The organism is Plantactinospora sp. CA-294935 (genome assembly GCF_050936445.1).
GTDB lineage: Bacteria > Actinomycetota > Actinomycetes > Mycobacteriales > Micromonosporaceae > Plantactinospora.
On the sequence record NZ_JBNJMU010000001.1, the window covers coordinates 9417817 to 9428738 of the forward strand.

At 72.8% G+C, this 10922-nt stretch carries 10 protein-coding genes; 2 read left to right on the forward strand and 8 right to left on the reverse strand.

Annotation, left to right across the window (positions count from 1 at the left end; genetic code table 11):
• Positions 1–15 precede the first annotated feature (15 nt).
• From ACQEVC_RS40860 to ACQEVC_RS40870, 3 genes are all read right to left on the reverse strand, one after another.
• The gene (locus tag ACQEVC_RS40860) at positions 16–567 is read right to left on the reverse strand and encodes a hypothetical protein (RefSeq protein ID WP_432889126.1); all 552 of its coding nucleotides are present in this window, start codon (positions 565–567) and stop codon (positions 16–18) included.
• A 64-nt stretch (positions 568–631) separates the two neighbouring features.
• Positions 632–1180 carry an RNA polymerase sigma factor gene (locus tag ACQEVC_RS40865; RefSeq protein WP_432889128.1) on the reverse strand — a complete coding sequence of 183 codons (549 nt, stop codon included), beginning with the start codon at positions 1178–1180 and terminating at the stop codon, positions 632–634.
• Between the two features lie 443 nt (positions 1181–1623).
• Positions 1624–2463, reverse strand: a complete 840-nt coding sequence (locus ACQEVC_RS40870; RefSeq protein WP_432889130.1) for a hypothetical protein — start codon at positions 2461–2463, stop codon at positions 1624–1626.
• Positions 2464–2744: 281 nt separating this feature from the next.
• On the opposite strand from ACQEVC_RS40870, the gene ACQEVC_RS40875 reads away from it, so the two are divergent.
• Positions 2745–4040 carry an aldehyde dehydrogenase family protein gene (locus tag ACQEVC_RS40875; protein WP_432889132.1) on the forward strand — a complete coding sequence of 432 codons (1296 nt, stop codon included), beginning with the start codon at positions 2745–2747 and terminating at the stop codon, positions 4038–4040.
• A 50-nt stretch (positions 4041–4090) separates the two neighbouring features.
• On the opposite strand, the gene ACQEVC_RS40880 is transcribed toward ACQEVC_RS40875, so the two are convergent.
• From ACQEVC_RS40880 to ACQEVC_RS40900, 5 genes are all read right to left on the reverse strand, one after another.
• The gene (locus ACQEVC_RS40880) at positions 4091–4306 is read right to left on the reverse strand and encodes a helix-turn-helix domain-containing protein (RefSeq protein WP_199853049.1); all 216 of its coding nucleotides are present in this window, start codon (positions 4304–4306) and stop codon (positions 4091–4093) included.
• 440 nt (positions 4307–4746) lie between these two features.
• The gene (gene rhaS, locus ACQEVC_RS40885; protein WP_432889135.1) at positions 4747–5808 is read right to left on the reverse strand and encodes a rhamnose ABC transporter substrate-binding protein; all 1062 of its coding nucleotides are present in this window, start codon (positions 5806–5808) and stop codon (positions 4747–4749) included.
• A 97-nt stretch (positions 5809–5905) separates the two neighbouring features.
• Positions 5906–6934, reverse strand: a complete 1029-nt coding sequence (locus ACQEVC_RS40890) for an ABC transporter permease (RefSeq protein ID WP_432889137.1) — start codon at positions 6932–6934, stop codon at positions 5906–5908.
• Positions 6924–7985 (reverse strand): ABC transporter permease, encoded by a 1062-nt coding sequence (locus ACQEVC_RS40895; protein ID WP_432889139.1) that lies wholly within the window; start codon positions 7983–7985, stop codon positions 6924–6926. The genes ACQEVC_RS40890 and ACQEVC_RS40895 overlap by 11 nt, the downstream gene beginning before the upstream one ends.
• 76 nt (positions 7986–8061) lie before the next feature.
• Complete coding sequence (locus tag ACQEVC_RS40900) at positions 8062–9579, reverse strand: sugar ABC transporter ATP-binding protein (RefSeq protein WP_432889141.1); 1518 nt, start codon at positions 9577–9579, stop codon at positions 8062–8064.
• A 298-nt stretch (positions 9580–9877) separates the two neighbouring features.
• Between ACQEVC_RS40900 and ACQEVC_RS40905 the strand changes: the two genes are divergently transcribed.
• Entirely contained in the window at positions 9878–10921 is a 1044-nt protein-coding gene (locus ACQEVC_RS40905; protein WP_432889143.1) for a LacI family DNA-binding transcriptional regulator, read from the forward strand.
• The last annotated feature ends 1 nt before the right edge of the window (position 10922 follow it).

A 10922-nucleotide genomic window follows, 5' to 3' on the forward strand; every position in this document is an offset into this window, starting at 1 on the left:
GCCCGACGCCACCGGTCACTCGACCACCAGCACCGTGATGGTGTGGCTGCCCGTCTCGCCCACGATCTCGACCGTGACGGTGCCCGAACGCAGCATCCGGCAGTCGACCACGCCACCTTCCCAGTGCCGGGCGACCTTCTCCGCCGGAGTCGCCGTCACGGTCCCCGGCCCGACGTTCTGGATCCGCAGGATCGCGGCCACCGTCAGGCAGAGCGCCTCGGGCATCGCCGCCGGGTCCGAGCCGTCCACCGTGTAGACGACCGCCGGGAGGCAGGCCGGGGAGAGGTCGACGGTCGGCGAGGTCCGCGGCGGCGTACGGGTGCGGGTGCGTCGGGGCGTACCGGCCGGGGCGGAGACGACAGCCGGGGTGGCGGCCGGCCGGGAGGGGACGCTGGACATCGGGCTTCCGGTGGCGGTGCCGGGCGGCGTCGGGGTGGGCCACTGCCCGGGTAGCGGTGCGACCGGTGGTGAGCCGCATCCGGCCACCAGCACCGGGGCGAGGAGCACCACCAGGACGAACCGCCAGCGATGGTGGTCGGTCGGGACGGGCCCCGCGATGCCCGGCACGGCACGGGCCGAACCTACCCGTCCGTTCCGGGCGGCGAGGTGGCCCCGTCTGCGGCGCACCGGATCAGGCCCCGATGTCGGTGAGCAGGTCCCGCAACCGCCGCCGTCCCTGGTGGATCCGGGACTTGACGGTGCCCTCGGGCACCCCCAGCAGCCCGGAGATCTCCCGGTACGGCAGTCCGAGGACGTCCCGCAGCGCCACCGGCTCGGCGAGTCCGGGGCCGATCGCATCCAGCGCGTCGAGCAGGTCCAACCGGGTCCCCGCGACCACGCTGGTGCGGCGCGGGTCGGGTGGTTCCGGCATCGGCCCACCGCGTCCCTCCGCCTCGAACCGCCGACGCAGTGTCGCGTACGTCGAGCGGGCCCGGTTGGCCGCGACCCGGTGCAGCCAGGTCCGGAACGCCGACCGCCCGTCGAACCCGGTGATCCCCCGTGCCACCGCCAGCAGAGTGTCCTGGCACGCCTCCTCCGCGTCCTCCCGGTTGGGCAGGAAGCGCGCAGACATCCGCAACACGTCGGGGCGCACCGCGACGAGAAGGCGGTCCAGGGCGTCCCGGTCGCCGTCGGCGGCGGCCCGGGCCAGCCCTTCGAGGTCGACGACGCCGGAGGGCACGGGCCGAGTCTAGGTAGCCGTGTCCAGCACCGCCGCCGCGAGCCGCCGCCGGCCGTAGCGGTGAGCCGTAGCGGTGAGCCGTAGCGGTGAGCCGTACCGGTGAGCCGTAGCGGTGAGCCGTACCGGTGAGCGACTTGACGGCCTCTTGCAACATCAACTCGATGGGCGCGCATCAACCTGGCGACCGCCGCCCGGTGGCGCTACAGCCGCGCGAACGGAAGGTGACGGCCGTGAACCGGGATCTGGTGCCAGCTCGCCGGGTCCGGTACCCGTGCCGACCCCGACCGGTGTGGACCCGGCACCGTCCGGGCGGCGCCGCGACGACGGTGGTCGGGCACCCCGGTCCGAGCCCGCGATGACCCTCGCCGACCTGGCGGTCGGGGCCGGCCTGGCCGGTGGTCGGCCTCGCCCTCTGGGCCGCCGCCTACGGGAAGCCGGGCCGGTCAGCTCCGGCCGACCGCCCCGGTGGCGGCCAGGTAGTCGCCGATCGAGGCCGGCGGGACGAGAGCGACCCGGCACCAGTCGACGAGCAGCAGGTCGGCCTCGCGCATCGACCGCTCCAGCGCGGCGACCAGCTCCGGCTGTGGTTCCGCCGCCGGTCCCGGCTCGGTGTGCACGGCCAGTACGGCGAGCGAGTCGCCGTCGGCGAGCCCGTACAGCAGGACCCGCCCGACGGAGACCGCGAACGAGCTGGGCACGATCCCCGGCTGCCCACGGAAGCCGATACCGCCCCGGCTCCGGGCGCCGGACGGCAGCAGGCTCAGCAGCCGGCTCCGGGACACCGTCCCGGACAGCGGCCGGACCGGCTGGCTGCGGATGTGGATGCCCTGGAAGCCGTAGATCCGGCCGTGCTCGTCGCGGCGGGCGTGCTGCTCGAAGCTCTGGCGTACCGCCCGCAATTCGGCCTGCACCTCGTCGCCGAGATCGGCGCTGACCAACTCCACCTGCCGCCAGTCGTCCTCGTGCAGTTCGAGGCGGTCGGCACCGGCCGGTGCCCCGGCGACCGCCGGCAGGGTGGCGCAGAGCGTCGGCAGTGAATAGAGGATGTCGCCGGGCGGTGCCGACTCGATCCGGCGCAGCGTCAGGGTGAGGTTCCCGGTCGCGCCGAACTGTGCCGACGTCGGCGGCTCTGCCCGTTCGACCGACCAGGTGGCGCCGGCCAGTTCCAGCGTTGTCGCCGCCTGGAAGCTCTCCGGCAGTTGTCCGAGCGGCAGTTCGCTGTGACCGATCCGGGCCCCGCTGTCGGCATCGAGGAAGGCGACCCGCACCAGCTTTTTCGACATGGCGGGGACCCTATCCGTCCGCCGATCATGCTCTGGCCGGAACCCCTCGGCCGCTCCGGCCCGGCCGGCACCCGGGTGGGCGGTGCGGACGCACCGGGCCCGGTCGTGCCGGGGTGGTGCGGACGGCGCGGGTACGGTGCGCCGCGCTGGTGCCGGGCCCGGACGGTCCTGAATAGCGGACACCATTGCTCTCTCGTTGAACAAACGTGTCAGACTCGGTGGCTGCCACCAGCGTGCGGCATAGCATGGCGGCGGACGAGGACGGCGAAGGAGACCGGCAGATGGTTTCGATCGAGGCGACCGACGGAGTCCCGGGCGGAGCGGACGACCGCGTGCACGCCCTGGTCGCCGAGTGTGGCCGGCGGGCCCGGGCCGGGTCGGCCGGGTTGGCCGAGGCGCCGGACTCGGTGATCGACTCTGCGCTGACGGCGATGGCCGACCGCCTGGTCGCGGCCGAGAGCGAGATCCTCGCTGCCAACCAGCGGGACGTCGAGGCGGCCAGGGCCGCCGGGATGAGCCCGGCGCTACAGGACCGGCTCCGGCTCGACGCGGCCCGGCTGAAGGGGATGGCCGACCAGTTGCGGCTGCTCGCCGAGGCGCCGTTCCCGGCCCGGGAGACGCCGTTGCGGTCGCTGCCGGGCGGGCTGCGGCTCTCCGAGCGCCGCCGGCCGGTCGGGGTGATCGGGGCGAACTTCGAGGCCCGACCGAACGTGACCGTCGACGTGGCCTCCCAGTTGGTGAAGTCCCGCAACGCCGGTGTGCTGCGTACCGGGTCCGCCGCACTCGCCTCGGCGAACGCGCTCCACCAGCACGTCATCGCCCCCGGGCTGCGCGACGTCGGCCTCGATCCGGACGCGATCCAACTGCTGCCGGACGCGAGCCGGGCGAGCGCGGTCGCCCTGGTCCGGCAGACCGACCTGATTCCGCTGGTGATCCTCCGGGGCAGTGGTGACGCCACCCGCTCGCTCGGCGCCGAGGCGGCCCGGCACGGCGTCCGTACGCTGGCGCACGCCGACGGCGGCGGGGTGCTCTACGTCGACGCGGCCGCCGACCTGGACCGGGCGACCGAGTTGCTGGTCGCCGGCCTGGACCGGCTGGGCGTCTGCAACCGGGTCAACCTGCTGCTGGTGCACCGGGACGTCGCCGGAGCGGCGGTGCCCCGCTTCGAGGCGGCCCTGACGGAGCTGGGCGTCCGCGCCTCGCTGCCGCCGTACGACCACCCGGTCGGCTACGAGTGGGCGCTGGACAGCGGCCGGGAGGCGACCGTGACCATCGCCGAGGTGGCCGACCTGGCCGAGGCGGTGACGATCGCCAACACCGAGACCTCGGGGCTGGCCGCGACGATCGTGACCGAGGACCGGGCCGCCGCCGAGCGGTTCATCGCCTCCGCCGTCGGCACCGGGGTCTTCTGGAACGCCTCGACCCGGCTGCTGGACGGCTTCAAGCTGCACGGCGTACCGGAGACCGGGATCAACGTGGACCACGTGCCGGGCCCGCGCGGCCCGGTCACCTTCCAGGATCTCTACCTGCGGCAATACGTGGTCGTACCGGAGGACGCACCCGGCGTCCCCGGCTGACCGGGCGTCCCGGCGCGGGCCGTCTCGACAGCGCGGCCCGGGCCGTTTCCTCAGAGCAGTCCGTGCCGGACCGCCCAGACCACGGCGGAGATCGGCGCCGGCACGCCGAGGCGGTCGCAGATCGCCCGGGTACGCCGCCGGACGGTCCGCTCCGACATCTCCAGCCGGCGGGCGACCGCGTCGACCGGAAGCCCCTGGGCGAGCAGTCGCAGCAGGGCCAGTTCCTCGTCGTCCAGTGGATGGCGTTGCACGATCGGTACGGTCACGGCGCCACTCCCTCCTCACCGCGCGGTGTTGCCCGTTCCTGCTCCGATCCGCGCTCCGGCCGGACGCCGCTCCGACCGGGTCGTCGCGCCTCCCGGCACCCGCGCCCCGGGCCCCTGGGCCGGACGCGGGTCCTGGCGACGGCCCGGCCCGGCCGGGGTGACCGGCGAGGTGTGGCTGCGCTGCCCGCACCCGGGTCCCCGGGCCGGACGCGGGGTGCGGGCAGCGCACCCCGGTTCCGCGACGCATGCGGGTCTCCGGCACCACACACCCCGGGGTTCCGGTGGTGTCGAAGCCCGGCAGCGCACCCCGGGGTTCCGGTGGTGTCGAAACCCGGCACCACACACCCCGGGGTTCCGGTGGTGCCGAAGCCCGGCACCGCCACCGGACCGGTCGACGGGTGGACCCGCCGGTGGCCGACGGCGGCGCCGGGACGGTGCGGCTAGAAGTTGAACTGGTCGATGTTGGCGGCGTCGAAGACGGTCGGCGGGCCGAGCACCACGACACCCTCGGCACCGACGGTGTACTCACCCAGTTTGCCGGCGGTGAACTTGTCGCCCTCCTTGCCGGTGATCATGCCCGAGGCGAGGGCGGCACCGGCGTACGCGGCCAGGTAGCCGAGATCGGCCGGGTTCCAGAGCGCGAAGCTCTTCACCGTGCCGTTCTTGACGAACTCGCGCATCTGGTTCGGGGTGCCCAGTCCGGTCAGCGCCACCTTGCCCTTGTACTGCGAGCCGGAGAGGTAGCGGGCGGCCGCCGCGACACCGACGGTGGTCGGCGAGATGATGCCCTTCAGGTCGGGGTGGGCGGAGAGCAGACCCTGGGTCTCCTGGAACGACTTCTCGTCCTTGTCGTCGCCGTAGACCGTGGTCACCAACTGGATCCCGCTGTACTCCGGCTTCTTCAGCTCGGTCTTCATCAGCTCGATCCAGGCGTTCTGGTTGGTGGCGTTCGCGGTCGCCGAGAGGATCGCGATCTTGCCCTGGCCGCCGATCGCGTCCGAGATCAGCTTCACCTGGTTCTCCGCGATCCCCTGCCCGGTCACCTGGTTCACGAAGATGTCCCGGCAGTCGGGGTTGGTGTCGGAGTCGAAGGTGACCACCTTCGCGCCGCCCTGCCGGGCCTGGTTGACCGCTCCGCAGATCGCGTTCGGGTCGTTGGCCGAGACGACGATCACGTCGCTGCCCTGCTGGGTCAGCGTGTTGAGGTAGCTGACCTGCGAGGACGCGCTCGCCTCGGAGGGACCGACCTCCTTGTACTCGCCCTTGAACTCCTCCACCGCCGCCTTGCCACCGTTGTCCGACACGGTGAAGTACGGGTTGTTCACCTGCTTGGGCAGAAAGGCGACGCTCAGTCCCTCCTTGATGGAGCCGCCGCCACCGGCGGAGGAACCGCCGGACGGGGTGCCCTCGTCGTCGCTCGCACAGCCGGCACTGAGCAGCAACGCCGCCAGGGTGGCTACGGCGGCGCCCATCCGTACGCCTCTGGATCGCATGACGGTCATGTCCGGTCCTTCCTTGGATACAACTGCCCATCGCTCGGGCCGGCGGAAATCGGAGGTGGTTACAAAATCGGGGGTGGTTACAGAAAAGGTTCAGTGGTCAGGCGCCCTCGGCGCCCGCAACCGGCGGTGCGGCAGGTCGTCGCCGGCGCATCCGCGCCCGGAGCATGCCGGCCGCGTTCGGCCCGACGACGGAGATGATGAGCAGGGTGCCGGTGACCACCGTCAGGGTGTCGGCCGGCACGTCGGCGAGTTGCAGTGCGTTGCGCAGGGTCATCAGCAGCAGTACCCCGGCCAGGACGCCGATCAGGGTGCCCCGGCCGCCGAAGATGGAGACGCCGCCGAGCAGTACCGCCGCCACCACCGACAGTTCCAGCCCGGCCCCGTTGTCGGCGCGGGCGCTGGCGTACCGCATCGTCCAGAAGACTCCGGCGAGGGCGGCGACCGCGCCGGTGACGACGTAGAGCCAGAACTTGGTCCGGGCCACCGCGATGCCGGCGAAGGTGGCGGCCTGGTCGTTGTTGCCCATCGCGTAGAGGCCGCGACCGATCGGGGTGGCGTGCAGCAGTACCCCGAACCCGATCGCGAGGACGGCGAGCGGCACCACCACCCACGGCACCGTCGTGCCGGGCAGCGGCTCGATCGAGTTGCCGGTCCAGCCGATCGGGAAGTCCGCGACCGCCCGGTCGCCGAGCACCACGTAGGCCAGCCCGCGGTACAGCGCGAGGGTGCCGATCGTCACCGCCAGGGAGGGCAGGCCGAACCCGGCGATGAAGAGCCCGTTCACCGCGCCCAGCACCGCACCGAGCAGCACCACCAGCGGTACGGCCAGCGTCAGCGGCAGGCCGGTCACCCAGAGCTGGCCGAGTACCGCGCTGGCCAGCCCGAGCATGCTCGCCACCGACAGGTCGATCTCACCGGTGATCACGATCAGCGTCATCGGCAGCGCGATCAGCGCGATCGGGACGATGTCCAGCAGCAGGAAACCCCAGAACCGGGCGGTGGCGAAGCCCTCGACCAGGACCGACGCGCCGACCACCACCAGAGCCAGGACGACGATCACCAGCACGTCCCAGGTGCCGAAGGTGGAAACCCAGCGGGCCGGCCGGCCCGTCCTGTCAGGCGCCACGGGCCTTCCTTCCTCGAAGCCGGTGGGCCACCCGCGCGGCGAGCGCCCGGTCCAATCCGATCGCGGCCAGGATCAGCGCCCCGACCACCGCCTGCTGCCAGAACGGGTTCACCTTCAGCACCGGCAGGGCGCTGCCGATGGTGCTCAGCAGTACGGCGCCGAGCGCCGCCCCGTACACCGAGCCGCTGCCGCCGAAGATGGCGACGCCGCCGACCACCACCGCCGCGACCACGTTCAACTCGATCCCGCTGCCGGCCGCCGCGTCGAGGGTGCCGAACCGGGCCGCGTAGAGCACCCCGGCCAGGCCGGCGAGTCCACCGCTGACGACCAGTGCTCCGAAGACCCGCCGACCGACCGGGATCCCGGAGAGTCGGGCGGCCGCCGGGTCGGAGCCGACGGCGTACAGCTCCCGGCCGCTGCGGTACGACTTCAGGTAGAAGCCGGCGACCAGCAGCACCGCCACCGCGAAGAGGGCGAGCAGGGGAATTCCGAGCAGGTCGGCGGTGCCCATGCTCTTGAAGCCGGCGGGCATGTCGGCGGCGTTGATCTGCTGTCCCGCCGCCCACGAGTAGTCGACACCCCGGAAGACGTAGAGGGTGCCGAGGGTGACCACCAGGGCCGGTACCCGGGCCACCGCGATCAGGGCCCCGTTCACCACGCCGCAGAGCACGCCGAGGCCGACCCCGACCAGCAGGGCGAGCACGATCGGTGCGTCCGGCATCGCCAGGAACAGCTTTCCGGTCGCGAACGCGGCCAGGCCGAGTACCGAGCCGACCGAGAGGTCGACGTTGCGGGTGATGATGACGATCGCCTGGCCGACCGCGAGCACCACCAGGATGGTCGCGCCGAGCATCAGGTCCCGCCGGCCCTGTCCGGAGAGGAACCTCGGGTTCACCACCGTGGTCACCGCGATCAGCAGGACCAGCGCGAGTCCGATGCCGACCTCGCGGGCCACGAAGAGCCGGTGGCCGAGCCGGATGCCGGCGGCCCCGCTGCGGGCCCGGGCCTCGGCGGCGTCCGGCGCCGGCTCCGGGCGGGTCGTGGTCGTCACGCCCTACCTCCCCGGTCGGCCGCCGCTCGCTGCCCGGCCGCGATTGCCCGCCGGACCGCCGTCCGTCGCTGCCCGGTCACGGCTTTCCTCCCTGTCCGGTGGCGGCCAGCATCACCGACTCCTCGGTCGCCGCGTCCCGGGCTATCTCGCTGACCAACCGGCCCTCGTGCATCACCAGCACCCGGTCGGCCATGCCCAGCACCTCGGGCAGTTCGCTGGAGACCATCAGCACCCCGACCCCCTCGCTCGCGAGCTGCGACATCAACCGGTGCACCTCCGCCTTGGTGCCGACGTCGATTCCCCGGGTCGGCTCGTCGACGATCAGCACCTTCGGGGCGGTGGAGAGCCACTTCGCCAGCACCACCTTCTGCTGGTTGCCACCGGAGAGTGTGGAGACCGGATCGTCGAGCCGGCCCGCCTTCACCTGCAACCGCTGGGTCCAGGTCTGCGCGGCCGTCCGCTCCGCGCCCTTGCCGAGCAGACCGAACCGGGCCAACGGCCAGCGCCGGGTCAGCGTGGCGTTGCGTTCGATCGACAGCTCCATCACCAGCCCCTGCTGCCGACGGTCCTCCGGCACCAGCGCCATTCCGGCGGCCATCGCCGCCGCCGGCCGGCTCCGGGGCAGTCGTACGCCGTCGACCAGCACCTCGCCCGCGTCGTACGGGTCGACGCCGAAGACCGCCCGGACCACCTCGCTGCGGCCCGCGCCGACCAGGCCGGCGAGCGCCACGATCTCACCCCGGCGTACCTCGAAGCCGACGTCGGCGAAGACGCCGCGCCGGGTCAGGCCGCGCACCTGGAGGATGACCTCGCCGGCCTCGGTCTGCTGCTTCGGATAGAGCTGCGAGACTTCCCGGCCGACCATCCGGCGCACCACCTGGGCCACGTCGAGGTCATCGGCCGGATCGGTGGAGACCCACCGCCCGTCCCGCATCACCGTGATCCGCTGGCTGAGCGCGAAGACCTCGTCGAAGCGGTGCGAGATGAACAGGATCGCGGCGCCGGCCTCCCGCAACGACCGGACGACCGCGAAGAGCCGCTCCACCTCGATCCCCGACAGCGCCGCCGTCGGCTCGTCCATCACCAGCACCCGGGCCTCGAAGGAGAGCGCCTTGGCGATCTCCACGAGCTGCTGGTCGGCGATGGAGAGCCCGCGCGCCGGCCGGTCCGGATCCAGCGGTACGCCGAGCCGCGCGAACAGCTCCGTGGCGCGCCGGCGCATCGTCGCGGTGTCGATCCGGCGCAGGCCGCGCAGTGGTTGCCGGCCCATGAAGATGTTCTCCGCGACCGACAGGTCCGGAAAGAGCGTCGGCTCCTGGTAGATCACCGCGATTCCGGCCGCCCGGGCGTCGGCCGGACCGGTCAGGGTCAGCGGCGCACCGTCCATAGTCAGCTCTCCGGCGTCCGGGGCGTGCACCCCGGCCAGGATCTTCACCAGGGTCGACTTGCCGGCACCGTTCTCCCCGACCAGCGCGTGCACCTCACCGGCCCGCAGTTCGAGGCGTACGTCGGCGAGCGCGTGTACCGCGCCGAACGACTTCCGTACGCCGGACAGGGCCAGCCGCGCCGTACCCGGATCTGCACGCTCGGGCATCCGGCCCTCCAGCCATGAAACGTTTCAGCCCAATGTGATGAAGACGCTAAAGGCCGGCTTCCCGGCCGGTCAAGCATTTCGGGGCGGTTACCGAATCGTTACTCAGGGGTAAGCCCTTTCCTCGTCCCCGAACCCGGCGCTGGGCAGGGCCGATGCCATGATTGCCGACAACGGCCCGGCTGTCGTCGCCGTCAACCGCTGCCGCGCTGGCCAGATCCGGTCAGGTACCCCCCGCCGCCCGAGCCGCCAGGCATTCTTGACACGATTCAGTTCCAGGCCGACGCGGAGGAGGGACATCGTGCGAGAGACCTCCGTGGTGAGCATCCGCGACGTCGCCAGTCACGCGGGAGTCTCGATGGGCACGGTCTCCAACGTGCTCAACCAACCCGACCTGGTGTCGAGCGCGACCCGGGCCCGGGTCCTCGCGTCGATCGACGAACTCGGCTTCGTGCCCAACCACGCCGCCCGGCAACTGCGCCGGGGCCGGAGCCGGACCCTCGGTCTCGTCGTGCTGGACGTGGCCAACCCGTTCTTCACCGACCTCGCCAAGGGCGTCGAGGACACCATCGGCACCGCCGGGATGGCGCTGATCTTCTGCAACAGCGACGGCGACCAGGCCCGGGAGGACGCCTACCTCGACCTGCTCAAGGAGCAGCGGGTGCAGGGCGTACTCATCACCCCGGTCGACGACGCCAGCGCCCGGCTGCTCCGGCTGCGCGACCGGGGCATCCACGTCGTACTCCTGGACCGGCGGTCCCGCGACCCCGACCTCTGCTCCGTCTCCGTGGACGACCGGCTCGGCGGCGAACTGGCGGTACGCCACCTGCTGGAGGCGGGGCACCGGCGGATCGCCTTCGTCGGCGGCCCGGTCGGGCTGGAACAGGTACGCGACCGGCACGCCGGCGCGGTGCAGGCGATGACCGGCGCCGGGCTGGACGAGGCCGCTCTGCCCCGGCTGGACACCCCGGCCATGACCGTGTCCGCCGGCCGGGACGCCGCGGCCCGGCTGCTCGGCGCGCCCCGGGAGAACCGGGCCACCGCCGTGTTCTGCGCCAACGACCTGGTGGCGCTCGGCGTCCTCCAGGGGCTGACCCAGCAGCGGGTCCGGGTACCCGAGGACATCGCCCTGGTCGGCTACGACGACATCGACTTCGCCGCCGCGGCCGCCGTGCCGCTCACCTCGGTACGCCAGCCCCGGCAGCAGCTCGGCCGGACCGCCGCCGCCCTACTGCTCGGTGAGGTCAACGAGCCGGCCGAGCACCGTCACCGGCAGGTGGTCTTCGAGCCCGAACTGGTCGTCCGGGAATCCAGCCGCCGCCCGGCCGGCCGGACCGCCCGGTGAC

Bases quoted from the DNA above. Each gene is read 5' to 3' on its own strand.
- ACQEVC_RS40870 (WP_432889130.1), bottom strand. From the start codon at position 2,463: ATGTCGAAAAAGCTGGTGCGGGTCGCCTTCCTCGATGCCGACAGCGGG.
- ACQEVC_RS40875 (WP_432889132.1), top strand. From the start codon at position 2,745: ATGGTTTCGATCGAGGCGACCGACGGAGTCCCGGGCGGAGCGGACGAC.
- rhaS (WP_432889135.1), bottom strand. From the start codon at position 5,808: ATGACCGTCATGCGATCCAGAGGCGTACGGATGGGCGCCGCCGTAGCC.
- ACQEVC_RS40900 (WP_432889141.1), bottom strand. From the start codon at position 9,579: ATGCCCGAGCGTGCAGATCCGGGTACGGCGCGGCTGGCCCTGTCCGGC.